This window comes from Streptomyces sp. NBC_01017 (assembly GCF_045162795.1).
Lineage (GTDB): Bacteria > Actinomycetota > Actinomycetes > Streptomycetales > Streptomycetaceae > Streptomyces > Streptomyces machairae.
Genome location: NZ_CP108683.1, coordinates 167048 through 192228 on the forward strand (window position 1 = coordinate 167048; position 25181 = coordinate 192228).

Annotated in this window: 20 protein-coding genes, 1 tRNA gene and 4 pseudogenes; 13 read left to right on the forward strand and 12 right to left on the reverse strand. The window is 67.4% G+C overall.

The window, feature by feature from the left end:
* Window positions 1–248: 248 nt before the first annotated feature.
* Window positions 249–536: a DUF6444 domain-containing protein gene (locus OG331_RS00880; RefSeq protein ID WP_406190625.1), complete on the reverse strand. Its 288-nt coding sequence runs from the start codon at window positions 534–536 to the stop codon at window positions 249–251.
* A gap of 618 nt (window positions 537–1154) precedes the next feature.
* On the opposite strand from OG331_RS00880, the gene OG331_RS00885 reads away from it, so the two are divergent.
* The 4 genes and pseudogenes from OG331_RS00885 to OG331_RS00900 all read left to right on the forward strand — a co-directional run.
* Window positions 1155–3242, forward strand: coding sequence for an FG-GAP-like repeat-containing protein (locus tag OG331_RS00885; protein WP_406190628.1), 2088 nt, complete (start codon window positions 1155–1157; stop codon window positions 3240–3242).
* 139 nt (window positions 3243–3381) lie between these two features.
* Window positions 3382–4128 (forward strand): annotated as a pseudogene (locus tag OG331_RS00890) (IS3 family transposase); the annotation flags it as partial.
* A gap of 97 nt (window positions 4129–4225) precedes the next feature.
* The gene (locus OG331_RS00895; protein WP_406209556.1) at window positions 4226–4489 is read left to right on the forward strand and encodes an integrase core domain-containing protein; all 264 of its coding nucleotides are present in this window, start codon (window positions 4226–4228) and stop codon (window positions 4487–4489) included.
* Window positions 4490–4521: 32 nt separating this feature from the next.
* Window positions 4522–4848 (forward strand): annotated as a pseudogene (locus tag OG331_RS00900) (transposase); the annotation flags it as partial.
* An 83-nt stretch (window positions 4849–4931) separates the two neighbouring features.
* Here the strand turns inward: OG331_RS00900 and OG331_RS00905 are convergent.
* Both OG331_RS00905 and OG331_RS00910 read right to left on the reverse strand, forming a co-directional pair.
* Window positions 4932–6134, reverse strand: coding sequence for an IS110 family transposase (locus OG331_RS00905; protein WP_406190631.1), 1203 nt, complete (start codon window positions 6132–6134; stop codon window positions 4932–4934).
* A gap of 286 nt (window positions 6135–6420) precedes the next feature.
* A complete protein-coding gene (locus OG331_RS00910; protein ID WP_406190633.1) occupies window positions 6421–6840 on the reverse strand; it encodes an ACT domain-containing protein in 420 nt (139 codons plus the stop codon).
* Between the two features lie 259 nt (window positions 6841–7099).
* Here OG331_RS00910 and idi point away from each other — a divergent pair, with 259 nt between their 5' ends.
* The 3 genes and pseudogenes from idi to tnpA form a co-directional block, all read left to right on the forward strand.
* Entirely contained in the window at window positions 7100–7645 is a 546-nt protein-coding gene (idi, locus tag OG331_RS00915; protein WP_406190635.1) for an isopentenyl-diphosphate Delta-isomerase, read from the forward strand.
* A 257-nt stretch (window positions 7646–7902) separates the two neighbouring features.
* Window positions 7903–8169 (forward strand): annotated as a pseudogene (locus OG331_RS00920) (transposase); the annotation flags it as partial.
* Window positions 8170–8268: 99 nt separating this feature from the next.
* Window positions 8269–8520, forward strand: a pseudogene (gene tnpA / locus OG331_RS00925) (IS200/IS605 family transposase); the annotation flags it as partial.
* Window positions 8521–9357: 837 nt separating this feature from the next.
* On the opposite strand, the gene OG331_RS00930 reads toward tnpA, so the two are convergent.
* The gene (locus OG331_RS00930; RefSeq protein ID WP_406190638.1) at window positions 9358–9828 is read right to left on the reverse strand and encodes a single-stranded DNA-binding protein; all 471 of its coding nucleotides are present in this window, start codon (window positions 9826–9828) and stop codon (window positions 9358–9360) included.
* A gap of 79 nt (window positions 9829–9907) precedes the next feature.
* Between OG331_RS00930 and OG331_RS00935 the strand changes: the two genes are divergently transcribed.
* The 3 genes from OG331_RS00935 to OG331_RS00945 all read left to right on the forward strand — a co-directional run bounded on the left by OG331_RS00935 (window position 9908) and on the right by OG331_RS00945 (window position 11722).
* Window positions 9908–10120, forward strand: a complete 213-nt coding sequence (locus tag OG331_RS00935; protein WP_406190641.1) for a hypothetical protein — start codon at window positions 9908–9910, stop codon at window positions 10118–10120.
* A gap of 64 nt (window positions 10121–10184) precedes the next feature.
* On the forward strand, window positions 10185–10322 hold the full coding sequence (locus OG331_RS00940) for a hypothetical protein (protein ID WP_406190644.1): 138 nt from the start codon (window positions 10185–10187) through the stop codon (window positions 10320–10322).
* A 1326-nt stretch (window positions 10323–11648) separates the two neighbouring features.
* Window positions 11649–11722: transfer RNA gene (locus OG331_RS00945), tRNA-Met, on the forward strand.
* A gap of 356 nt (window positions 11723–12078) precedes the next feature.
* On the opposite strand, the gene OG331_RS00950 is transcribed toward OG331_RS00945, so the two are convergent.
* The 6 genes from OG331_RS00950 to OG331_RS00975 all read right to left on the reverse strand — a co-directional run bounded on the left by OG331_RS00950 (window position 12079) and on the right by OG331_RS00975 (window position 18038).
* Window positions 12079–14541, reverse strand: coding sequence for a SpoIIE family protein phosphatase (locus OG331_RS00950; protein ID WP_406209558.1), 2463 nt, complete (start codon window positions 14539–14541; stop codon window positions 12079–12081).
* Window positions 14542–15017: 476 nt separating this feature from the next.
* Window positions 15018–15263: an IS3 family transposase gene (locus tag OG331_RS00955; protein ID WP_406190647.1), complete on the reverse strand. Its 246-nt coding sequence runs from the start codon at window positions 15261–15263 to the stop codon at window positions 15018–15020.
* Window positions 15264–15304: 41 nt separating this feature from the next.
* Window positions 15305–15937, reverse strand: a complete 633-nt coding sequence (locus tag OG331_RS00960) for a transposase (RefSeq protein WP_406190649.1) — start codon at window positions 15935–15937, stop codon at window positions 15305–15307.
* Window positions 15934–16371, reverse strand: a complete 438-nt coding sequence (locus OG331_RS00965) for a transposase (RefSeq protein ID WP_406190652.1) — start codon at window positions 16369–16371, stop codon at window positions 15934–15936. Before OG331_RS00965 ends, OG331_RS00960 begins: the two co-directional genes overlap by 4 nt.
* On the reverse strand, window positions 16368–16535 hold the full coding sequence (locus OG331_RS00970; RefSeq protein WP_406190655.1) for a hypothetical protein: 168 nt from the start codon (window positions 16533–16535) through the stop codon (window positions 16368–16370). Before OG331_RS00970 ends, OG331_RS00965 begins: the two co-directional genes overlap by 4 nt.
* Before the next feature lie 1233 nt (window positions 16536–17768).
* The gene (locus OG331_RS00975) at window positions 17769–18038 is read right to left on the reverse strand and encodes a type II toxin-antitoxin system Phd/YefM family antitoxin (protein ID WP_406190658.1); all 270 of its coding nucleotides are present in this window, start codon (window positions 18036–18038) and stop codon (window positions 17769–17771) included.
* Window positions 18039–18263: 225 nt separating this feature from the next.
* Between OG331_RS00975 and OG331_RS00980 the strand changes: the two genes are divergently transcribed.
* From OG331_RS00980 to OG331_RS00990, 3 genes are all read left to right on the forward strand, one after another.
* Window positions 18264–18527: a transposase family protein gene (locus tag OG331_RS00980; protein ID WP_406190661.1), complete on the forward strand. Its 264-nt coding sequence runs from the start codon at window positions 18264–18266 to the stop codon at window positions 18525–18527.
* Complete coding sequence (locus OG331_RS00985) at window positions 18524–19483, forward strand: ISAs1 family transposase (protein WP_406190664.1); 960 nt, start codon at window positions 18524–18526, stop codon at window positions 19481–19483. Before OG331_RS00980 ends, OG331_RS00985 begins: the two co-directional genes overlap by 4 nt.
* An 807-nt stretch (window positions 19484–20290) precedes the next feature.
* The gene (locus OG331_RS00990; RefSeq protein WP_406190666.1) at window positions 20291–21805 is read left to right on the forward strand and encodes an ISL3 family transposase; all 1515 of its coding nucleotides are present in this window, start codon (window positions 20291–20293) and stop codon (window positions 21803–21805) included.
* 92 nt (window positions 21806–21897) lie between these two features.
* Here OG331_RS00990 and OG331_RS00995 read toward each other — a convergent pair whose 3' ends face one another.
* Both OG331_RS00995 and OG331_RS01000 read right to left on the reverse strand, forming a co-directional pair.
* Window positions 21898–23403 (reverse strand): ISL3 family transposase, encoded by a 1506-nt coding sequence (locus OG331_RS00995; protein ID WP_406209561.1) that lies wholly within the window; start codon window positions 23401–23403, stop codon window positions 21898–21900.
* A 356-nt stretch (window positions 23404–23759) separates the two neighbouring features.
* The gene (locus tag OG331_RS01000) at window positions 23760–25106 is read right to left on the reverse strand and encodes an IS701 family transposase (RefSeq protein WP_406190669.1); all 1347 of its coding nucleotides are present in this window, start codon (window positions 25104–25106) and stop codon (window positions 23760–23762) included.
* Window positions 25107–25181: the final 75 nt, after the last annotated feature.

Genomic DNA, 25181 nt, shown 5'->3' on the forward strand with positions numbered 1-25181 from the left:
AGTTACGGCATCCGTAACCGCCACACCCCGCCGAACGTCCGGATGCAGACCTGCCAGTAGCCGAGAAGCAACCAACCTGGTCGGCGCCGAGAGGTCCTCACCCTTGTGCTCGGTGACCGTCACCGTGGTCAGGGGGATGTCGCGGACCTGCCGGCGCTCGAAACCGACGCTGTCACCAGGGCCAAGCCCGCTCCCGCAACCGGAACAGGCCGCCGGAAGATGTTCCTCGACGACATCAGGATCGGCGATCATGGACAGCCCGAGCCGCCCGTACCCGACTGACGACCCCGCGTGCGTCCGCTCTTCGGCGCCGCCTTCTTCTCCGGCCGGCCGAAGACGTCACTGGACGGCGGCATCGAGGAATTGGACGAGTTCCGACCCAGGCGCCGCTCCAGCTCCGCGACCCGAACGGTCAACCGCTCGTTCGCCGCGGCGAGCTCGGCAGCCTGCTCCTCCGCAGCCTCAACCTGCCGCTGGAGCAACCCGATTACAGCGAGGAGATCCTCACGCGACGCGGACTCGAAGGCGGACGACACGACGACCACGGATCCTGCCGCACCCAACCACCACCTGTCACATCGTCAGACAGCGGACTCGATCGCGACCTTCTGAATGCTTACGATGGTACACCGCCAGGTCGCCGCGCATCTGGGCCTGACTGAGGGCACGGGTCCGCGGCTGGATCCGCCGCTTCACGAGCCGGGCCGAGGACGTTCGCCGGTACTTCATCGTCGCCCTGGTCGCGCTCGCCGACGACCCCGTGATGCCCGATCCGTCCGGGACTCCGCTGGCGGACGCTCGATCGCGTCGTCGATCTCTCCCACGACGGCCCTACTCCCCTTCGTCCAGGACGGCGTCGCCGCCCTTGATGTGCCGGGCCGGGTTCAGGCCCTGCTCCATCAGGTCGACCGCCCACAACATCGACTGCACCCTCGAGGGCATCGAGTGGTCCTCGGCCTACGGCTTCCCGATCGGGATCCGCGGCACTCCCGCAAAGGCACTGTCAGCGGCCGATAGCGCGTGGTATGGGATAGCCGCTGTTGGGGCCTATTGAACAAAAGTAGCGTTTGCCATCATCAGGCTTACGGCCCCGTCTCGGATCCGCTCATCACTCATTGTGGTCAAACTCGGTTTTATCACAGGCTAGGAACGCCATGAACCATCGCCCGTACCCCGTGTACCGTCCCGCACTCAGACGCGCCCTCACCCTCTTCAGCGCCGCCACCCTCACCGGAGGCATGCTCTTTGCTTTCACCTCCAGTGCCTCAGCCACGACTCAGTTCACCAACATTCTCAGTGCCGAGGACGGCGCCGAGGTGCACTTCGCCGTACCCGCTGCCAACTATGCCGTCGGCGGCCAGATTCCGCGCTCTTTGGCGGTCGGGGACTTCAACGGCGACGGCAATCCCGACCTCGCCACCGCAAACCAACAGGGTAGAAATCTGTCGGTGCTGCTGGGCAACGGGGACGGCACGTTCCAGCCCGCCGTGGACTACGACGTCGACCACAGTGTCAGTTTGTCCGCGGTGACGGTCGGGGACCTCAACTCCGACAACAAGCCCGATCTCATCGCCGGGGGCGGGGCAAGGGTGTACGTGCTGATGGGCGTGGGAGACGGTACCTTCCAGGACAACAACCACCTCTCCTACAACGCCGTCAGCGATGTGGCGTCAATTACGGTCGGAGACTTCGACGCGGACCACAAGTCCGATCTCGCCGTCGCAAACCGTGGCACTGACACCGTGGCAGTGCTGCTGGGCAACGGGGACGGCACCCTCCAGGCCCCTGTGACGTACGACGTGGGTGATTTTCCATCCTCGGTAACGGCAGAGGACTTCAACGCCGACGGCACACCCGATCTCGCCGTCGCAAACCGTGGCACTGACACCCTGGCAGTGCTGCTGGGCAACGGGGACGGCACGTTCCAGCCCGCCGAGACCTATGACGTCGGCGATTCTCCTATCTCGGTGGCGGCCGGGGATCTGAACGCCGACGGCAAGCCCGACCTCACCACCGCAAACGCCAACAGCGACAACGTGTCGGTGCTGCTGGGCAACGGGGACGGCACGTTCCAGCCCGCCGAGACCTATGACGTCGGCGAATTTCCTATCTCGGTGGCGGCCGGGGATCTGAACGCCGACGGCAAGCCCGACCTCACCACCGCAAACGCCAACAGCGACAACGTGTCGGTGCTGCTGGGCAACGGGGACGGCACGTTCCAGCCAGCCCTGAAGTTCGGCGTCGGCGATTTTCCTGTCTCGGTGGCTGTCGCGGACCTGAACGCCGACGGCAAGCCCGACCTCACCACCGCAAACACCAACAGCAACAACGTGTCAGTGCTGCTTGCCCAGGCGGCCAGCACAACGACTCTGGCATCCTCATTGAACCCCTCGGCTGCCGGTCAGAACGTGACGTTCACGGCGACCGTCACCGACTCCACCCCGAACGGCACCGTGGACTTCATGGACGGCGCAACCGTCATCGGTGACGACATCACCATCAACCCTTCTGGCACCGCAACCCTCACCACCAGCACCCTGACAGTCGGCTCACACCAGATCACCGCCCGCTACAGCGGCGACGCCACACACAGCGCCTCGACCAGCCCCGAGCTCACCCAGATCGTCAACGCTCTCACCTGTGCCAACGCGACAGCCACCATCAACGGCACCAACGGCAGCGACACCATCAACGGCACCCCCAACGATGATGTGATCTTCGCGCTCGCCGGCAACGACATCATCAACGGCAACGGCGGCAACGACTTCATCTGCGGCGCAGCAGGCAACGACAAGATCACCACCGGTGCTGGCGACGACTACATCGACGCCGGTGACGGAACCAACACTGTGGATGCGGGGAACGGCACCAACACCGTCATCTCCGGGAACGCCACCGACAGCATCAAGACTGGCACTGGTGACGACACCATCCGCGCCGGCGACGGCACCAACTCGGTCCAGTCCGGCGCCGGCAACGACACCATCACCACCGGCAACGGCACCGACAGCATCGTGGCAGGAGCCGGCGACGACACCGTCAACGCCGGCAACGGCACCAACAGCGTCCAGGGCGACGACGGCAACGACCAACTCACCACCGGCACCGGAACCGACAGCATCCAAGGCGGCAACGGCAACGACACCATCCGCGCCGGCAGCGGCACCAACGCCATCAACGGCGGACCCGGCACCGACCAGTGCACCCCCCTCGGCACCCAATGCGAAACACTCGCCCCCTAACCCCCCAACCCCAACCCCTACCCCCCCCCAACAACGCAGACAAGGCAGACAAGGCAGACAACATAGGAGCAGCTGAACACGACAAGCACACACCGCGGGCGTCCAGTGGGTACCCCACCCCCACCGGACGCCCGCCCCCATGGGCTTGATCCGCTTTGGCGGACATCCGAGGTCAGGGGTTCAGCCCCGGAAGGTCCATCATGGAGAGCATGGGAAGAAAGAGCCTCGCCCTCGCCGCTCCTTCACGCCGGAGTTCAAGTCCGAGATCGTCGAGCTGCGCCGACACGGTGACCGCTCCGTCGGTCAGATCGCCAAGGACTTCGATCTGACCGAGACCGCAGTGCGTGACTGGGTGAAGCAGGCCAACTTGAATCCAAGACTTTCATCGCGAAGGGGACCCGGTGACAGTGCACCGGGTCTATCCAGCCAACGGCCCTGCTGCCGGCCCGAGCAGCCGACGAAACGCGAGGTCAGACGCGCGGCACTGGCCGAGCGGATCACCCACTTCTTCAACACGTCGGGGCGGACGTACGGTTCGCCGAGGATCACGCTGGACCTGTGGGCCGAGGGCTGGCAGGTCTTGCAGAACACCGTCGCCCAGATCATGGCGGAGCTCGGTCTCCAGGGTCGTAAGCCCCCGCGCCGGCGCAAGAACCTCACACGGCAGGGCAAGTGGAAAGCCGTCCGTGACCTGGTGCTTCGCCGCTACGACGCCATCGCACCAGACGTTTTGTGGTGGGGCGATATGACCGAGATTGAAACCGGCGAGGGCAAGCTCTACCTCGCGTCCGTCCACGACGCGTTCTCGCGCCGGGTGCTCGGCTACGCGATGGGCCCTCGGCATGATGCGTCGCTGGTCAGCGCGTCGTTGCAGATGGCCGCCGCGACCCGCGGCGGCGCCGTGGGCGGCGTGATCTTTCATTCGGACCGCGGGTCGGAATACGAGCGAGGCGTACAGCAGCCTCTGTTCCCAGCTGGGCGTGGTGCAGTCCATAGGGCGTGTGGGATCAGCCCTGGACAACGCGGCCGCGGAATCGTTCCACTCGTCGGTCGTCAAGGTCGAGTACATCCACCGGCACCGCTTCGCCACCCGCGCCGAGGCCCGGCTGAAGATCGCCACGTGGATCACAGACTTCTTCAACACGCGCCGCAGGCACAGCGCCGCCGGCGGACTGGCTCCGGTGGAGTTCGAACGAACCGTTATCGAGGCCAGGACGCGGGCCCAGCACAAGGACCGAGCAGCATAAGGAAGTCCTCCACGCTTTCTGGGGATTGACACCTACTGGACCGGCTCATCGCGGTCTGCCCCGAGATGACCCAACTCGCCGTCTGCATCAGGGACTTCGCCCAGCTGCTGAAGCCTCACCCCGACAACGCCGACGCGCTCGAGCTCTGGATCACTCAGGTCCGCACTGCCGATCTGCCGCACATGCATGCCTTCACCCGAGGGCTGGAGCGAGGCCTCGACGCCGTGATCGCCGCGTTCACACTCCGCTACAGCAACGGCCCCACCGAGGGCGTCAACACCAAGACCAAGCGGATCGCCCGCCAGATGGACGGACGAGCAGGCTTCACCCTCCTCCGCCACCGCATCCTCCTCGGATAGCAACACCCTCCGTCACCACCGAATGTGAGACAGGGCCTAATCAACGGCGGATCCGATGATCAAGGAGAATCTCAATGATCGTGTCAAGCCGCTTGCGTGACTGGCGGGGCGGGGGTGAACAGTCTCTTGTCACGCAGCATGGCCCAGAGCACGTCGACCCGACGTCGGGCGAGCGCGAGCAGGGCCTGGGTGTGCAGCAGCCCCTCGGCGCGCTTCTTGAGGTAGTAGTCCCTCGATGGGCCCGGTCGCATCATTGCGGTCTGCGCGGACATGTAGAACAGCCAGCGCAGGCGGCGGTTGTAGCGTTTGGGCCGGTGGTAGTTGCCGGTGCGGCGGCCGGAGTCCCGGGGCACTGGGGCGAGGCCGGCGTGGGAGGCCAGGCGGCCGGCGTCGCGGTAGCCGGACAGGTCGCCGACGATAGCGACGAACTCGGCGCCGAGGATGGGGCCCATGCCGGGCATGGACTCGATGATCTCGGCGCGGTCGTCGGTGCGGAAGGTCTCGCGGATCTCCCGGTCGTTGTCCTTGATCCGCTCGTCCAGGGCCAGGAGTTGGTGGGCGAGGTCGCAGACCAGCTTGGCGGCGCGTTTCTCGCCCGGCAGCGCGATCTGCTGGGACTGGGCGGCCTCCACGGCCTTGGCCGCGACCGTGTCGGCACCGCGAACCTTGCGGCGTTCCAGCCAGGTGGTCAGCCGTTTGACGCCGATTCGGCGCAGGGCGGCCGGGGTCTGGTACTCGGTCAGCATGACGACTGGGCCCTTGGCCGCGGAGTAGTCGAAGGCCCGTTCCAGGGCGGGGCAGATGCCGACCAGCAGGTCGCGGAGACGGTTGATCAGCCGGACGCGGTCGGCTATCAGGTCCGCTCGATGGTGGGTCAGCACCTGGAGGCTGGAGACCAGCTCCGGCGGTGTCTCAAGCGGGGCGAAGTCCCGGCGCATGCGGGCCTGGTCGGCGATGACGCGGGCATCCTTTGCGTCGGTCTTGCCTTCACCCTTGTAGGCGCCGGACATGCGGTTGACCGTGCGGCCGGGCACGTAGACCACTTGCTGGCCGTGAGCGACCAGCAGGGCCAGCAGCAGTGTGGATGCCCGGCCGGAGATGTCCACCGCCCACCGCACCTCGTCAGCCCGCTCGCGGGCCGTGTCGATGAGGGTAAGGATCTGCGCTTCGTCGTTGATGACCTTCGTCGAGAACAGCGTCTCTCCGTCGGCGTCGACGGCGACCGCCCAGTGGTGCCCCTTGCCAGCGTCGATGCCGACCCATATCCGTGCATGAGACGCACTCAAGCCCGTCGCTCCGTTCCTCCATGGCCGTCATTTCCATGGCCCGAAGAACACCCCGCCGACAGGTCCTTAACCAGCGATGACCGCAGTTCTCAATCAGTGGTCGGAGCGTCCCGGAGGACCGGGCGGCCATTCTCCTGGAGCCATCGAGGGCAACGCCCGATCAGCCACACCCGGTCCTCCCGGACCGCCAACATTCTTAAGGACGCCTGATGAGCGAGACCGTTGTGGAGAACGAGGCCGTCGAAGGGCACTGTCAACTTGATGCGGATGGCCTGTGGGATGATCGTTAGCCTCGATCTTTCGTGACGGTCCGTCGGTTTCTTTGGCTGGACGCAGTGATCGGGGTCGGACGCTCGATGAACAGCTTTGCCCGGTCCCTCCCCACCTTGGCGCACACGTCACGGCCTGCCGAGCGGTCTGCCCCAGCTGCCTCTGCGATGAGCCCCAGGGATTCGCTCTGCGCGTCTGCGGCTGACAGCAGATCGACCCGAAGCACATCAACCTGCTTCTCCAGCTGGGCGACGACTTGCAGCGACTGCACCTGTTCCCGCTCCACGACAAAACTCGCCCGGCGGATCCGCGCCGACCCCGTCGCCTCAGTATCGAGTTCGCAGACCAGGTACCCCCGCTGGGCGAGAAGCGAGGTAATCCGTGCCAAAGCCCGTGGCCGGTCACAGAACAGGACCGATAGTCGATGGCGTTCCACAACGGCCTCCGTCGGCGAGTCTCATCACGGTGTCGGGCGCTGCCACCGTGTGCCGATGAACAGCAGACCTGCCGGGCACACCGTACGAGCATGCCTCGTCGTGATCAGGGACCGGACGGGAGGCTGATCAGGCACTCCTGAAGAGCACAAATGCCGTCCAGTGGGCTCAAAATCGGCATGGCCCCGTGGCGTTCAATGTCACCCACGGACAGGGTCCGGCGTTTTCGAAACCCAAATATCGAAAGGCGCTGCGAACAGCATGAGCGCAATGATGTTGGAACTGGTCGATGCCCACGGCCAGACCATAGGAACAGCTGAGAAGCTGTCGGCCCACCAGGGCACGGGATGCCTGCACCGTGCGTTCTCGGCCTTCCTCTTCGACGCGGCCGGCCGGATGCTGCTGCAGCAGCGGGCACTCGACAAGTACCACTCACCCGGAGTCTGGTCCAATACCTGCTGCGGCCACCCCACCCCTGGCGAAGCCCCCTTCCTGGCCGCTGTCCGACGCATCACGGAAGAACTCGGCTGCGCACCGGTCCGGTTCCAGGAAGCCGGCACGGTCACCTACGACCTGCCCGACCCGCTGACCGGCTTGGTGGAGAAGGAATACAACCACCTCTTCACCGGCATCGTCGACACAGCCGCTCCGAAGCCCGACCCGCAGGAAGTCGCGGACATCCGCCTCGTCACCCCGGACCAGCTACGCGAACTCCGCGACACCCACCCCTTCTCCGCATGGTTCCCGGTCGTCCTCAACGCGGCGCGACCGGCCATCCTCGACCTTGTCCCCAACGGCGGCTGGTGACCCCCGTCCTGCCGGGGCCGGTGGGCCGAACGCGTCCACCGAGGTCCGCCGCATCGCCGCTCGACTTCCATTCGGGCACACCGGGTGCACAGGCACACGGAAGCCGGCAGCGGGCCGGAAGGGGAGCAATGCTCAAGACCTGTGGATCGGTCTCGGGAGGGGTGCTTCGCGAAAGGCGGAGGGTGTACCTTCCCGAGTGATCGACGCAAGGTCACCGAGTAGACCCGCGTTGCAGCGCGAGTTGGGAAGGCACGCCCGTGCTCAGCGTAGTCAACAACGATGGAACCACCGAGACCGGATCCCTGATGGACGACATCGTCCGCGAGGGTGCCCAGCGGATGCTCGCCGCGGCCCTGGAGGCCGAAGCCAACCAGTACATAGCCGAGTTGGCCGGTGAGCGGGACGAGATCGGCCGCCGTCTGGTGGTCCGCAACGGCCATCATCGAGAACGGACGGTGACCACCACTGCCGGGCCGGTCGCGGTGAAGGCGCCCCGCGTGAACGACAGGCGCGTCGACGTGGAGTTCCCTCGCGAACACTGCCCGGTCGAAGGCAGCCTTGGACGCCACCACGGCACGGCCATGGCTCTCCCCTCGGACTTCAGCGAAGGGAAAGGGGGCGGCCGCGTATGCACCCAGCTTGTGAGGGGCGACCATGTGCACCTGTTGGTGCACTACCCGCCGAAGATCGCCCTATCCAAGCTGGTCAACAGCTTGAAAGGCGTCAGCTCCCGATACCTGCGGGCCGAGTACACCGGCCGGATCAACCGAATCGGCATGGGCTCGGTGTTCTGGGCACCCTCGTACTTCGTCGGCTCCTGCGGCGGCGCACCGCTGAGCATCGTCCAGAACTACATCGAGAACCAGAAGCGTCCAACCGGGGTTCCGCAGAAGCGAGGCTGTCCTGGTCCACGAAAAGGGGGTCTGATCTGCGGGAATGCGCGGCGGCATGGCGACGGGGCGTGCCCCTAGGCGCTGACATAACTGCAGGTCAGCGGCCCCGGACCCGTCAAGTCCACTACTGGGACGTTGCGTTGCAAGGCGCCACGCTACCGGCCTGGGGCGCACCACGCGGCTTGCCTTTGCGAGCATCCACCGAGGCGAGATGCTTGCATATCAGGGCAATTCACCTCGTTGTCGCCAACAAAAGTGAGGCGCTGGACCGATGGCGGCAACGCGCTGACCTGCGCGTGTCCCTAGTCCTAGTGACACGCCCCCATCTAGATCAACATTGCATTCGTGCAGGTCAGCAGGGATTTTCGTGGACTAGGACGCCTCCACTTCTGCGGAACTCAGGTCCAACCTAACCGTCAAGACGGAGGCACAGAGCACTCCGGCGCTTCGCGCCTCCGCCCCGAGGATCGCATTCCCGCCCGGCCTAACGACCGGGACTCCCTGCGAAGATCAAGCGATGGGACGCGCTAATCCCTCACGTGCTCGCCGCTCAGAACGGGTGCGCGTGCGCCTCGACACTTTGGTTACGGCGCCGGACGCCCGAGGCGGGAGCGGATGACGCACCCGCGTTCCGGTGAGCCTTGGTGACGGACGCCGTTGCATGGGTGAGGGAGGCAGCGACGTCTTCGGGGGGCGGGGGGCGAACCGTAACGGCCGTTGGTATCCCTGTGATCACCTGCCGGTGGTGCCGTCGCTGAATGATGCTCTGGCCCTGTTGGATGATCCGCGTCACGCGTTCTGGGGTTGAGCAGCTCCTGGTCAGAACGGGTGCGGCTCGGCGGGCGCTTGGTTCGGCGGTGACTGTGTGGGAGCGGACGCCGGCTTGTCCGTCGGGGTGGGCCCGCTGTGGGCGGGCGCTCCTGCGCGGTAGGTCTTGGTGACGGTCGCGGTGGCATACGTCAGTGAGGCTGCGACCTCCTCGGCGTCGATCTCGACGACGGTGCGGCGCTGGCCTTCCTTGTCGTCGAATGTGCGCTGCTTGAGGCGGCCCTGGACGATGACGCGCATCCCCTTGGACAGCGACTGGGCGGCGTTTTCGCCGGCCTGTCGCCACAGTGAGCAGCGCAGGAACAGCGGTTCTCCGTCGACGAACTCGTTGCGGTCCCGGTCGAACGTCCTTGGCGTGGAGGCGACGGTGAACCCGGCTACCGGGATACCGGAGTTGGTGTAACGCAGTTCCACGTCGGCGGTCAGGTTGCCTACCACCGTCACCAGCGTCTCGCCGGCCATACCGCCACCCCTTTGTCCGCCTGCTGATCGGAATACGCCCACCGTACCGGCCCTGCGGCCCGGCTGGCACGATGACCGTATGACAAGCGAGGAGCACACGCTGGAGACGGCAGCCCAGACCCTGCGCGACGCGCAGGAAGCCGTCCACGCGGCCCGCCGGAACCTGACCGCGGCGATCGTCACCGCGTACCGAGCCGGGGAACCAGTCGCTCGCATCGCTGAACGCACCGGAAAGAGCGCCACCGAGATCCGGAATCTGCTGGCCGCCACCCAGACCTCGCGCCGCGCATAGCAGAGCGCGCAGCCACCAGATTATGCACCGCAAGGGTCGCAAGCTGGTCTCTCGTGCTGGTGTGATGCGTCGGCGTACGGTCGAAGTCATCGGCGTGCTGATCGGCAGGCTGCGCGCCATGCGGGCCCAGTTGGTGGCGTGCCCGGACGAGGCTGACGAGGTCCGTGCACTGCCTTGCAGGGGTGCGGTGCTGCACGCCTGAGGTGTGTTGGCGGAGTATCGGGGCGCATCCTGGTCTTATGCTCCGCAAGGGTGCCGAGCAGGTCTCTCGTGCTGGTGTGATGCGCCTGCGTACGGTCGAAGACATCGATGTGCTGTTCGGCGGGCTGCGCGTCATGCGCGTCAAGTTGGTCGCGTGTCCGGACGAGACGGGGCCGGGTGGAGGCGGCGGCGTAGACGGAACTGACCCGGCTGGCGGGCATGCTGATGCGGCCGGAGATGGCCCCGCAGCTGCTGGCCGACCGGTGCACTGACCGGCTGGAGGAGACCGGCGGCGAGGCCCTGGTTGACCGCCCGTTCCCGTGGCTGATGCGGCGTGGCCTGGTGCAGCGGCAGGGGTGCTCGGACCGCCGGTGCGATGACGGGACCCGGCTGGACACGGGCGGCGAGTGCGAGAACTGCGGCAACGTGGTGCACATCCGGCGTGCTCGGCGGGCGAAGATCGCGGCGGAGGTGGACCGGGAGCTGCCTGGCCTGACCGAGGGCGAGCGTCGCCGGGTCCTCGAGAAGCGGCTGCGTGAGCAAGCTGCCATCGAGGCGGAGGACTTCGTGCGGCGGGGGGAGCGGGCCCGCGCGGAGCTGCGGCCCGCACGGCTGCCCAGGAGCGGGCGGAGCGCGAGCGCCATGCCGCGGCTGCCGCAGACGCGGTGCGCCAGGCCCTGCCGTGCGAGGACTGCGGGCAGGAATGGTCGGCCGGCCTGTGCGAGGCGTGCGGTTTCCGGCGCCGGACCGAGGCGGCGATCGTGGAGGCTGGCCTGGTCGCCCCGACATGGTCGGCCGCCCCGACATGGTCGGCCGCCCTGGACGACGCGAACGAGTCGCTGCGGTCACTGCCCATGTCCGGGCATCGCTGGAATCCGACATCGAGCGTGCCGCCGGGAGTTCCTGGCTCTGCTGGAGCCGGGCGAGCTGGACGCGGACCCGATCCTGGCTGCGTCCGCGCTCGCCTTTGCCGAGCTCCAGGCGGTTCAGCGGGCGCTACCGGAGTACCGCAGCAGCGCCCTCGGATGGCTGGGCCGCACTCCGGAAGCTGAGGCAGAGGCGCGGCGGGCGTACGCGACCTAGCAGAACCGCCGCTGGTTTCGTGTCAACCCGAACAGCCCCGATGCAGTTGCTGCTGCGACGAAGGCTTCCGATTCGGCCCGGGAGCGCACCGCCCAGCACCTGCTCACGGCGCGGCTGAAGCGTCTGCACGAGCGGGCCCCTATCCGTACCGACACTGCTTTGGGTAGAGCCCAGAGCTGCATCACCTCCGGGCGAAAGTCGATTCGGTCCAGCCGGATCGATGCCGTACAGTTCACCGTGCCGACGCGGGGTGGAGCAGCTCGGTAGCTCGCTGGGCTCATAACCCAGAGGTCGCAGGTTCAAATCCTGTCCCCGCTACTCACATGTGAAGGCCCGGTATCCACCGGGCCTTCACTGCGTCTGCATCCGCTCGAACCCGACCCGGAAAACCACGCGGACGCCCTCGCCCTTATTGATCGCACCCGTCCCTCCGAAGGCGACGTGTACGTCGGCAAGGAACGTTAGGGGAAGTCGACCGGGCTCGGCCAGGTACAGCCGAGCATCTGGCCTCCCTTCCCGGCGCCACCGTCCTCGCTCGGCCTGCAAAGTCGGTGGCGGGTGGACGCGGTAAGGAGGTGCGGCCATAGCTGTAGACGCTGATCAGGGCCGCAGGCGAGTTCGGTGTTGGCTAAGCGTCTTGCCGGGCCAGCGCAGAGCGACACCGTGATCAGGTGTCACCTCGGCGCTGTGACGGGAACGTACTCGGTGAGCAGCAGGGCGATGTCGTCGGTTCGGTTCGAGGAGGCCCGGGCGTTGTGCAGAAGCCGGTCGGCGAGTTGGTTCAGTGAGTCCGCAGCGGCGTGAGCCAGTGATGTTCGCAGGCCGTCAATGCCCACGTTGATGTCGGCGCCGCGTTCCTCGACCAGTCCGTCGGTGTAGAGGGCGAGGACGGACCCTGGTGGCAGGTCGATCCGGGTTGCTGGATAGGCGCTTGCTCGATCCACACCGAGGAGGGGGCCGATGTCCAGTTCAAGGGCGTTGGTTGTCGTGTCGGGACGGCGGAGCAGGGGTGGGGGGTGGCCGGCGGTGACGGCGTAGGCGGGGTGGCCGTGGGGTTCGAGGTGGATGTAGCAGCAGCTGGCCAGCAGCCCGGGGTCGAGGTCGATGAGGGTTCGGTTGGCGCCCGCCATCACATCGCCAGGCGTATGGCCTACTGCTGCGAAGGCCCGTACGGCGCTGCGCAGCTGGGCCATGGTGGCTGCGGCGGCGATGCTGTGCCCCTCCACGTCTCCGATGACGAGAGAGACCCCACTGCCGGTGGGGATGACGTCGTACCAGTCGCCACCGATGTCCATTCCGCTGGTGCCGGGCAGATAGCGCGCGACGGTGCGGATACCCGGGACTACGGGCAGCCGGTGCGGCAGGAGCGCCTGCTGCAGGCCGTGCGCGAGGGCGGACTCCGCGTCGTAGAGCCGCGCTCGTTCCAGGGCCTGGGCGATCAGCCCGGCGAGTGCGGTGAGGACGCCGCGGTCCTTCTCCGTGAATCGGTGGATCTCGTCGAAGCCGAGGACGCAGGTGCCGACAGGGTGGCTGGAGGCGATTAGTGGCAGATACGCCCAGGAGTTCACTTCTCCCGTGGGGATGCCCGGGTAGCCCTGGGAGAGGTCCTGCTGCGACTCGATGAAGAGTGGAGCGCCGGAGGTCAGTGTCTCTGTACCGGGCAGGCGGGCATGCAGCGGTACGCCCTCCAGCCAGTCGAGGAAGTCTTCGTGGTGGCCGGTGTGATAGAGCAGACGCATCGTTCCGTCGCGGACCACGTAGATCGCCAGCTGTTGGCCTCCGAAGGCGGGTAGGAGCTGGTCGGAGATGACTTCGCAGACTTCGCGGGCGGTGACCGCCTCGGTCAGCGCGCTGCCCAGCTGTAGGACGTGGTACATGACGCCCAGTCGCGCCGGTGTGGCAGGGGTTGCTGTCTCGGCCGAGGAGACTGGTGGCGTTGAGGTCGAGGGTGGATGACCGGAGGGCACTACTCGGCCGGTTACTCCGTCCGCTTCCGGATGGAGGGAGAAGTCGAGCCACTGGTCGGGCGGTCGGCAGGCCAGGAAGGAGACCGGCGCCTGCGAGATCATCGCGGACCGGTGCCGGTACTCGGCGTCGGGATCGGACAGCCATGGCAGCACGTCCCAGAGGAACTGGCCCAGCAACGCGTTGCCGCGCACGCCCAGCAGCTGCAGGGCGCTGTGGTTGGCGTAGGTCACCCGCCCGTCGGGGGCGAGGGAGAACACCCCGTCCCGCAGCCGTTCGACGGCGGCGACGGCGGCGCTGCCGGCCTGTGCGTCGACGACCGTGCCGAGCAGGTGGGTGCGTGCCCGCGCGTCGTTGGCCTCCGGTTGGCGGCCCCACAAATCGACCGTGCGATACCCCTCGCCGCCGTTCCTGCGATCCCGTATGCGCAGGCGCCGCGATGTGATCCGGTCCCCGGCGGCTGCCGCGCGGGCGGCCGCTCGAAGGGCCGCTCGGTCGCCGGGGTGCAAGCAGGAAGCCAGCGTTTCGGCTCGTCCGTCAAAGGCACGGGGGGCGATACCGAAGATCGCGCAGAGCTCGTCGTCCACGGTGATGGTGCCGTTCGCGAGGTCCCAGTCGAACAGGCCGACCCGCACGGCCGGTTCCGACGGAGCTGGGGTCTCGACGGGAATCGTCTGCGGGTCGCACTCAACGGGATCGCCGGTGCGGGCGCGGAGATCGGCGAGGGAGGCACCGAGCCGTTTGGCGATGGCCCGCACGCGACGGCGCTGGGCCCTGGACAGTCCTTCGCCGCCTGGTGATGCCGCCCAGACGATCGCTAGCGCACCGAAGGTCTCCTCACCTGAGCCCACCGGCACGGAGCAGGAGCCGAAGGCATGCGGCAGAGCTACCGCCAGCTGAGGAAACCGGCGCATCGTCTCGTCGGCGTCGCTCAGGTGGACCGTGCGCCCAGAGCTGTAGGCTGCGGCGACTGGGATGGGACTGCTCACCGGAATGAGGTGCCAGCCACCGAGCAGCGAAGGCGGCACCCCGCACGTCGCGGCGAGCACGATCGACCGACGGTCGCGGGAGCGGAGAAAGACACTCCCCGCGTACGCGCCGGTACCTTCGACGGCTTCGACGACGGCTGCAGCGAGCAGATCCTCACGCTCCGCCATCCCGCCGACGAGCATTTCGCGCACAGTTCCAGTGTGCACAGGTCGGCCCCAAGCCCAACCCAGCGAGACGCATCGATCACACCTCGCAGGATCCGTCGCCGCTATGGTTACGCCTGGGATCCCCGGGACACCTCGGCCAGATCGCAAACCGTGGACGGTGGACGGTACGGAGCGCCTGTACGGGCCGGACACAAGACCGCAATCCCATACCTGACGGCTACTGAGCGTCACCCACGCTCATGATCACCCGGATCTGCTCCGACGGTGCTAATGATCCGCCGACAGTGCAAACAGAGCGCAGCGGTCGGCGTGCCAGTCCAGACGCCGCGATCAAACCGCCAACCGCAGGCGTCGCGGAACCCGCGGTGGCCGACCGATGGCCTTCGACAAGACCGTCTACCGGGCCCCGCAGCTCTTCGACTCTCCGCATGGTTCCCCGTGGCCCCACACTGATCGAGAACACCCAGCGTGACCGCTGTAGGACTTGTTGTCTATAACACCAAGTCGGCCAGCCTCAGCCCGAAGTCACCAGTGCCCTCGTGGCAAGTCATAGCCGTCGCTTGCCCCGCCGGCGTGAGCGCATCGATCGTCTGTGGGATCAACGCCCCGGTTGACACGATGAGTTGGGACGAAAGGTGGGGGTTATAGAAGCCGTCGATGTACTCGAAGAGCGCGAGATTCGCCTCGGCTCTGGTGTCGAAGGTCCGTCCGCGGATGCACTCGGTCTTGATCAGCATCCACAGCTTCTCCGCCAGGGCATTGACGCTCCTATAGTTCGTCAAGCCGCTTTGGCAGGATCGGGCCGGGCTTTGACCATCTGGTAAATCTCGCGGGCGAGAAACCGCTTGAGGCAGCGGATGATCTCTTTCTTTGTCTTGCCCTCGCTGGTGCGCCGGGCGACGTAGTCGATGGTGGGCTGATGGAAGCGCATTCGAACGATGACGACCCGGTAGAGCGCGGAGTTCAGCTGGCGGTGGCCGCCGCGGTTGAGCCGGTGCCGGTCGGTCTTGCCGGAGGACGCCGGGACGGGGCAGACGCCGGCGAGTTTGGCGAACGCCGCCTGTGAGCGTATGCGTTCGGGGTTGTCACCGACTACAACCAGGACCTCGGCCGCCGTATCCGCGCCGATCCCGAAGGAGTCCACGAGCTCGGGGGTCTGCCGGCGGGTGAGCTCACCCAGCAGGCGGTCGTGGTCCTTGATCTCCTCGTCGAGAGCGAGCCAGCGGCGGGCCAACGACCGCAGGGAGCGTTTGGCCGAGGCCAGGACGCCGGTGACCTGGCCAGGACGCAGTCCCGCGCACCGTTCGATGAGCATCATCTTCGACAGTCCCTGAAGTTGTTCACGCAGCTCGTCGGGGACAGTGACGATCAGGGCCTTGAGGGTGACCATGGCCTGGGTGCGGGACTTCACGGCCGTATCCCGGCGATCTTGGTGTCGCGGATCATCTCCACCGTGCCTTCGGCACTCTTCGGTGTCGCGGTCGCAGTGCCCGCGAGGACAGCACGGGCGGCGTTCTCGGCATCAATGGGGTCAGACTTGCCGCGCCGGCGCCGCACCCGGCGGTCGGGCCGGTTGACCTCGATGACCTTATGGCCGTGTCTGCGCAGATGAGAGGCGAGACCAGCGCCGTAGGAGCCGGTGCCCTCGACACCGAAGCCGAGGACTTGTCCGAACTGAGCGGTCCACTGGACGAGTTGCTCGTATCCACCCCGGTCGGCGGCGACGCTGAGGGTGCCCTGGGTACCGCCGACGACGTCGACGACAACCGCGGTGTGCACGTACTTGTGGGCGTCGACCCCGACGACGACTTTCCCGATCGGCTCGGCCTGCAGGATGCTGGTCATGGCTGTCGGTTCCCCTCCCAGGAGACGGCGGTCAGCGCGAGACCGTCGGCCGGGCGGGAGGACAGGACTGTGACGAGCGCCAGGTGGCAGCAGGCTCCTATGCGGTCACTGCCCGCGCGGCCGACGGCCCGCATCGAGCCCGCCGCGGAAGTGCGTGTCTTCAACGCCTCGCCCACCTACGAGTTCGTGGCATCACGACGGGCCGATAGCCGGGGCAAGGTGGCGATGCGGCGAGCTGTACACGCCACCCCGCTCCCGTGAAGCGCATGTTGCCCAACGGCGTGCGTCGTCTCGCCCGTCGAGCGCTGCGCTGATTTGTCACCTGCGGCGTAGGCAGCGGACACCGTGCCTGAGGTGGCGGCCCCGCCGGCCCCGGGCCTGCTCGCGCGCGACTTCTCCACCGGCAAGCTGGATAAGTGACGGAAAAGCCCGGTACGCAGCTCGTACTGACGGTCGGTCACATGCCGCGCCAGGTTAAACACAAGGAGGTCGGCCAGGAGCCCCGCTCCGCACCGAACTTGGCGACCTCACGCACCAGCCGGGCGAACCGCTGCCGTACCGCACTGCGAGATACCGGAGGCGCCATATGAAACCCGAGGAACGGGGTCTACCACTGACTCGATCTAACCGGCCCAAGCCTGCCCCAGTGCCACACTCCTGCACCACTTTGCGGCGACTTTCCGTGCGCGAGGGGGCGGCCAGACGATGGACTTCTCTGGCGGGTCTGCCGGATAGTGATATCGACCTGGTGATTAGGCTGACGGCGGTGAAATCTGCCGTTGCTTTGCCGAAGTGGCGGCGGAACGCTACGGCCGGGTTCCGGGCCACTGGCCGCTCTGGCACCCCGCCGCTGCGCCGCCGCCTCGTGTTCTGGCCACGTCGTTGGCGAGGCGACGGCGCCCGCGGGCCGCTGATGCCGCTTCCCGATGTCCATGCCGTGGTCCTGAAGCCGGGCAGGACCTCCGCGGGCCTTCCCCGTCGCGCACGAGCTCGCGTAGCGCGGCGTAGTGTCGCTGCCACTCGGCCGGCCACGACGGGTTCCAGTCCTCGTCCACGGCCTCCAGTGCCGTCTTCCACTCGGGATGGCCCTCCAGCGCACCAGGGCGGCGCCGGTTGGACAGCCACTGCCCCACCGGCCGATCCAGCGGGCCGTCAGCCGGTGTGTCCTACATGCTCAATGTGCAGCGTGCTGTTCTGGGTGTCGATGCGGTACAGGATCCTCCACGTGCCGCTGTGCAAACGCCGGTGACTGCTTCCCCACGCGCGAGAGCCTTCGGGGGTCGGATCATCCGCGAGCCGGTCCGTGGCGTGCAGCGGTGCATCCACGCCGGCGGGGTCGGCCTTCAGATGGCCGGCTGCTTCGTTGAGAGCCGCGGGCTCCCATGTAACGCTCCAGCTCACTCTCCGCTCCGGCGGCCTGCCGCGTCGAGGAGCGTGAGACGCGCCTCGACGTGCGGGACGGGAGCCGAAGTGATCCCCAGAGCCCTGTCGCGCTCCAGGCGCGCGACGGCAAGGGCGTCTTCGAGGTCTTCCAGCTCCGCTGGAGAGATCAGGACGGCAGCGGGTGTACCCCGGTCGGTGAGGGTGATGTGCTCGTGCTGGGCAGCACGGCGCGCGAGGTCACCCAGACAGGTGCGGGCTTCGGCGATCGGGTATGTACTCGACATAAATCTAAAGTACACCTACATTACACCTGCCGGGCCCGGAGGCCGGCGGCCCTCTTGCAGGACCGCGAAGAACATCAGGGCGGCTTCAAGTTCCATGCTCGCGGCAGTTGTTGCGTGAGGGGTAGATAGCAGTGCAGGCACGGGCTTCGTGATCATTGTGGTGTCTTACGCCCGATGATCATGAGGTGGCCCGTGCCTGCCGCTGTATCTTCACCGATCCCTGCCGTGCTGGGGAATCTGGGGTCGCTGGACGTCGGCCAGGTCGCCGACCTGCGTCCCTACTTCGACTCCATCCCCGACCCACGCTCGCGGCGGGGCCGGTGGTACTCGCTGACGTCGATCCTGCTGGTGTGTGCCTGCGCGGTCGTCTCGGGAGCGAAGAGCATCGACGAGCTCGCCGAATGGGGTGCGAGGGCCTCGGGCAGGCTACTGGCGGCCCTGGGTATCCGCCGTCATCTGCTCGGGTGGCGGCGCACCCCTCGCCCGTGACGATCGGGCGCGCGCTGGGCGCCGTGGACGGTGATGCCCTGGACCGGGCGGTGGGCGCCTACCTGACCGACCGGCACCACGCCGTCACCGGCACCGCGACCAGGGCCACGGGGCAGCCGGCGGCACCCGCGCCCGGGCGGCTGCGCGTCCTTGCCCTTGACGGCAAAGCGCTCAAGGGTTCGGCCCGTCTCACCTCGGCACGCCGGCACCTGCTGTCGGTGGTCACCCACGGCCCAGTCGTGACCCTCGGCCAGGTGGAGGTCGGCGCGAAGACGAACGAGACCACCCACTTCCGCCCGCTGCTGGAGCCGCTGGACCTGGCCGGCACTGTCGTCACCTTCGACGCGCTGCACTCGGTCAAGGCGAACGTCTCCTGGCTTGTCGAGACGAAGAAAGCGCACTACATCGCCGTGATCAAGACCAACCAGCCGACCGCCCACCGCCGGCTGGCGGCCCTGCCCTGGCGGGACATCGCCGTCCAGCACACCGCCTCCGGGACCGGGCACGGCCGGCGGGAGTCCCGCTCGATCAAAACCTGCGGAATCGCCGACGAACTCGGCGGAATCCCGTTTCCCCACGCCCGCCTGGCCATCCGCATCCACCGCCGCCGCAAGCTCACCGGCCGGCGCGAGAGTCGTGAGAGCGTCTACGCCGTGACCAGCCTGGACGCCCACCAGGCCTGCCCGGCCGACCTGGCCGCCGCGATTCGCGGGCACTGGGGAGTGGAGAACTCCTCGCACCACATCAGAGACGTCACCTTCGCCGAGGACGCCTCCACCGTCCACACCGGGACCGCGCCCCGGGCCATGGCGACCTTCCGCAACCTCGCCATCGGCGTGCTGAAGGTCCTCGGAGCCAACAACATCGCCAAGACCACCCGGGCCATCCGCGACGAACCCGAACGAGCACTCCCGATCCTGGGCATCATCAACAACCGCGACACCTACGGAACTTGATCAAGCCCTGGAAGAACATAGCGGGGGGTCTGCGTGTCGTGAGGATCTCTTCGTGCTGGTTGGGTTGCTCCAGCGGCAGTATCGGGCCGGGCTGTGGCCCGCACCGACGGGTCGGGGTTCCGCGTTCCTCGCGCGTCCTGACGTGTGGTCAATTTTTGAAGTCTAGGGGCGGGTGTGCCGAAGTGAGTGTTGTCGCTTCGCGCCGACTTCGCCCGCAGACGTGGCGGCAGTGCGGTCTCGTCCGCACTCAGCGGACGGGGACGGGTATCGGGCCACGCTGCGGCCTCGGCGCTCCGCGCCTCCTTCCCGCATCTGATCCTTCGCCATCTTCGGGCCTCGGGGTCGAGATTGCTGAGCAGTGCGTACCAGCGCCTCGATGATCTGACCGTGAGTGGACAGGGCCCTCTCCCCAACTACCGGCTCGCGGGCTCCTGAGCTTTTCGCGCGGCCCGGCGGAACTGAAGTAGTGCAGGATCACGCAACGCGTCAGTGGACAGACAGGCCCGGGGCGGCTTCGGGCATGAGTGCCGGACAGGTCCGGAAACCGCTACTGGTGGTGCCGGACGGCGAGCGTCGCTGTCCGTTGATCAAGGCTGCCGGGGTGGCGGGGCACGTGCCCACTTCCCTGCAGGACGGTGCCGCCAGCCGTCGACCACCCAGCGTCACCGATACATCAACCTCGTGACCGGTTTCACGGAAATTTTGGCTCTGACAAGATTTTCGTAAGCGTTGATCGTTGGGCTGAGAGGGGTGACAGCCCGTCAGGGTGGGTGCAGGGTGGTGGTGTGTGATGTCGAGCTGGATGTCTTGCTGCCACAGCTGGCCGTGGTGCAGGTCGAAAGAGTTGAGGCCGGCCCGGTGTTGATCCGAGTGGTGGCACGTACGCGTGATGACGTGTCCGTCTCCTGTTCTGGGTGTGGTTGGTTCTCGGACTGGATACACAGCCGGTATGTGCGCTACGTAGCTGATGAGGCGGTCGGTGGCCGTCCGGTCCTGATCGAGTTGTCCGTACGCCGTCTGTACTGCGAGAACCCCGACTGTTCGAAGACGACCTTCGTGGAGCAGGCCGAGGGGCTGAGCGTGCGGTATCAGAGACGCACACCCGCTTTGCAGCGCCTGCTGGGGGTGGTCGCGGCGGCGCTCGCGGGGAAGGGCGCCGCCCGGATGGTCTCTCACCTGCATCAACTGGTCAGCTGCAGCACGCTGCTGACTATGCTGATGGCTCTGCCCCTGCCCGTACTGCCGGTGCCCCGGGTGCTCGGCGTCGATGATTTCGCGTTGCGGCGCGGCCACCGCTACGCCACGATCCTGATCGATGTCCTCACCCACACCCGCGTGGATGTGCTGGCGGACCGGACCGCCGGGACGCTGACGGCCTGGCTGCGCGAGCATCCCGGTGTGGAGATCGTCTGCCGGGACGGCTCAGCCTCCTATGCCGAGGCGATCCGGCATGGCGCGCCCGACGCGGTGCAGGTCAGCGACCGGTGGCACCTGTGGCACAACCTCGCTGCCGCGGTGGAGAAGACGGTGGCCGCGCACGCCGCGTGCTGGCGCGCGAAGCCGCCCGAGGCAACGCCCGGTTCACGTAACGCGCGTGTCCTGCAGACCCATGCCGCCGTGCACGCCTCGCTGGAGTCGGGCGTGGGTCTGTGTGAGACGGGCCGACGCCTGGGCCTCGCGCTGAACACCGTCAAACGGTACGCCCGCATCGGTGACCCCGCCCAGCTCGTCCGTCCGCCCCAGTACCGGCGTTGCCTGGTCGATCCTTTCCGTGATCACCTGCGCACGCGTCGCACGGCCGGACCGGTGGCCACGACCATCCTCCTCGCGGAAATCCGTGCCCTGGGATACACCGGCAGCCCGAACCTCCTGGCCCGCTACCTCGAACAGGGACGCGCCGAGGAGGCGCTCTCGGATCCCTCCGTCCGCCGCCTCACCTCATGGATCATGACCGATCCCGACCACCTGGCCGAGGAACCGGGCACCCACCGCGACAAGCTCACCGCCGGCTGCCCCGAGATGACGCTCCTGACCAGCCACGTCACCGCCTTCGCGAAGCTCCTGGCCCACCACGAGCACCCCGCCGCCGAACACGCGGCCCTGGCCGAGTGGATCAAGGCCGTGAAAGGCGACGACCTCCCCGCCCTGCACGCCTTCGTCCGCGGTTTGGAGAAAGATCGCGCCGCCGTTCAAGCCGGCCTCGACCTGCCCCACAGCAACGGAGCCACCGAAGGCATCAACAACAAAACCAAGCTCCTCAAGCGCCAGACCTATGGACGAGCCGGCTTCGCTCTCCTTCGCCAGCGCATCCTGCTCAACTGATCGACTACAACCAACGATCAACGCTTACGAAAATCTTATCAGAGCCGAAATTTTGGCTCTGGCCCGTAATCGGTGGTAACGCTTCGTGTTGATCACTGGAGCAGGATCCGCTGGCGTAGGAGCGGGAAGCCGGCGCGGCCGTGCATCTGCCTCATGATCTTCTTCGTGCGGGTGTTGACGCCCTCGGTGCGGCCGTTGTGGTACGGGAGGGTGAGTCCGGCGTCGACGGCGGCGCGGTCGAGCTCGAGGCCGTTCGCGAAGGAGTGCAGGTGAGGCAGTTCAGCGGCGCGAACCGCGGTGATCCAGTCGGTGAGCTTGGCGTCGTTGCCCTCGGCTGGGGTCAGGAGCCCGGCGAACTCGCCGACGAGGCGGGCGAGTTCGGTCATCTCCGGACAGGCTTCGGTGAGTTCCCGTAGTAGTGCGGTGTCCTTGTCGCGCAGGTTCTCGGGGCGGGTGAGCATGAGGCGGGCGAAGCGCTGCGGGGTGGTGACCGGCTTGTCGCCCTCGGCCCGGCCCTGGGTGATGTAGCGGTAGAGCAAGTTGAGGCTCCCGGTGTAGCCCAGCTCCTGGATCTCCCGGAACAGTTGCTGCACGGGGACGGCCGGGTCGGCGGCCCGGCGGGCGCGGAGGTGGTCGCGGTAGGGGTCGACGAGGGTGGGCCGGTACTGCGGTGCGCGACGCTCCAGCGTGGGCTCCTTCAGGCGGGCGTACCGCTTGACGGTGTTCAGGGCGAGATTGAGGCGGCGGGCGCATTCGAGCAGGCCGACGCCCTTGCCGAGCAGGTCGTGGACCTGTTGCCAGCGTTCCCGGGTGGTCTGCTCGCGCACACCGCCCGGCCGGGCCGGGTTCACGCTCGCCCAGCACGCGGTGTGCGAGCGGACCTCGGACAGGGCCTTGCCGCACAGGTTGGACCACACATGCCACCGGTCGCTGACCTGCACTGCTTCGGGGAGGGCCTGGCGGATCGCCTCGCCGTAGGACCCGGAGCCGTCACGGCAGACATACTCGGCGCCGGGGTGCTCACGCAGCCACTTCGTCACCGTCTCGGCCTTGCGATCAGGCAGGACATCGATCCGCTCGCCGGTCTCTGCGTCGATGACGATCGTGGCGTAGCGGTGCCGGCGCTTGAGGGCGAAGTCGTCGATGCCGACCACCCGCGGCACGCGCAGCGGCGGTATGGGCAGGCGCATGAGCGTCCGCAGAGCCGTCGAACGGGAGACGCCGAAGGCCAGGACGCGTAAGAGGCGGGCGCCCGCCCGTCCCGCTAACTCCTTGACCACAGACCCGAGTTGACGGGCGAGGCGGTTGGTACGACGCTGGTAGCGCTCCACCAAGCCCGGTACCTGCTCGCGGAACGTCTGCCGCGGGCAGCCGGGCTCTGGGCAGACCAGACGCCGCAGCCGCACCGAGACGACGACCCGCCGCCCGTCCACCGGGACATCCGTGAGCGTCCGGCCATGGAAGCCGTGCACTCTCAACGTCGGAACCCCGCACACGGGGCACGGCACCCGATCATCCCGGGTCCGCGCCGTCACCCGGATCACGTCACCCTCGTCCGACACATCTTCCACAACCAGCGCCGCCAGGCCCGAAAACACCACAGCCACAAGCTCGTTGACATCTCGCACACCACACCAACGGCGCCCGTCACCCTTGGTTACCACCGATTACGGGCCAGAGCCGAAATTTTGACAGAGCCCTTCGATTCCCCGCTGGCGGCCCGGGGCGTGACCGGCTGAGACCGGGGGCGGGGCGGCCTGTGGTTCAGGTCGTGGTGGGCAGGCCGGTGCCGGCCGGTGATGTGGTTCCAGATGGTGAAGCGGATCGGGCCCTCCCCGGACACGGACAACCCGAGATCATCCCATGCCCCACCCGACAACGTGACAGAGCCACCCGCAACCGGCCGCATCGTCAGACGACGAAGGCGATCACACACGGCAGCTGTAGTTCTTGATCACGGCTGGTCGTGGCAGCGGTGTCGTTGCTGGTGGCAGGCGGTTGCGACGGCTTGGTGACGGCGCCTCCAGGCGATCCAGCGCAGGACATGATCACGGTCGCGGGCGGCTGGGGGCAGCACGATGGCCCGCAGGAGACGGATGAGCTCGGGACAGGTCGGCGGGACGAGTCCGGGTTGCCGCTCGGAGCCCTCATGGATGGCTGCGGCCGTGAGAGCGAGGACGACGGCGGCGAACAGGGAGAACAGTGACCAGCGCATCCAGGAGTTCCAGCAGGTCACCTGACCCTGGTCGAGCCCGGTGAAGCCCTTTGTGAGCTGGAACGTTTCCTCGATCCGCCACCTGCGCGAGATCACTTCCATCAGTGTGGCGAGGGCGACGTCGCCGGGTGCCCAGCAGCGGAAGTAGGACACCTCGCCGGTGTAGCGGTGCCGCCGCGCGACCAGCACGCTCGTCCCCGCCCCGGCCGCGTTCTCGTTCTCGTTCTCGTTCTCGTTCTCGTTCTCGTTCTCGTTCTCGTTCTCGTTCTCGTTCTCGTTCTCGTTCTCGTTCTCGTCGGGAGTGTCGTCGGGGCGGACGTCGAGCCAGGCCCAGTCGTACTCGCGGGTGCCCTTGGTGCCGTGTCCGGTCTGCCGGCGCATCCACTGCTCGGGACGCACCTTGTTGATCAGTTTGCGGGCCTCCCACCGGCGGCCGCCCCCGTCGGTGACCTGGTACGTAGCGGCGATGCCGACCGTGTAGCCCAGACCCAGTGAGCGTATGCCCCGGCGCAGTTCACGCCCGCAGTACACCTCGTCGCCCGCGAACCAGCGTGCCTCGATCCCCGTGGCGAGTGCGCCGGTGACCATGGACAGCGCCTGCTGCGGCTTCGTCGCGAACCCGACCTCCTCCGGCACCCCGGCGACCTCGCGGCGTTCCTCGTCCGCGGCCCAGTCCGCCGGGAGATACAGGGCCCGGTCGATGATCACCTTCGTGGTCGCGGAGACCGCCGCCAGATGCACCGCCACCTGACACAGACCGACACCGCCGATCGCACCCGAGTACTGCCGTCCGGCTCCCACACACTCCGTCGAGGACTTCGCATCGCCCGTCTCGTCCACCACCAACACCACGTCCTGCCCGGCGAGTTCACCGGCCACCAGGCGGACGATCTCCTTCCCCGCCCGATCGTGATCGAACCGGGCACGGGACAACAGGTGCTGCAGCCGGTGAGGGCCCGGATGTCCCAACGCCTGCCCGAGCGTCCAGCAGTTCCGCGTGTCCACCTCCAGCAACAGTCCGGCGACCAACTCGGCGGCTGTCGCCCGCGTTTCACGCCGTGTGAAACAGCCCGCGACGGTTGCCATGACCCTCCCGAATGTCTCGCCCCACGTCTGCTCCGCTATCGTGGCCTCCGCGGCCACCGTGTCTTGATACGTCGT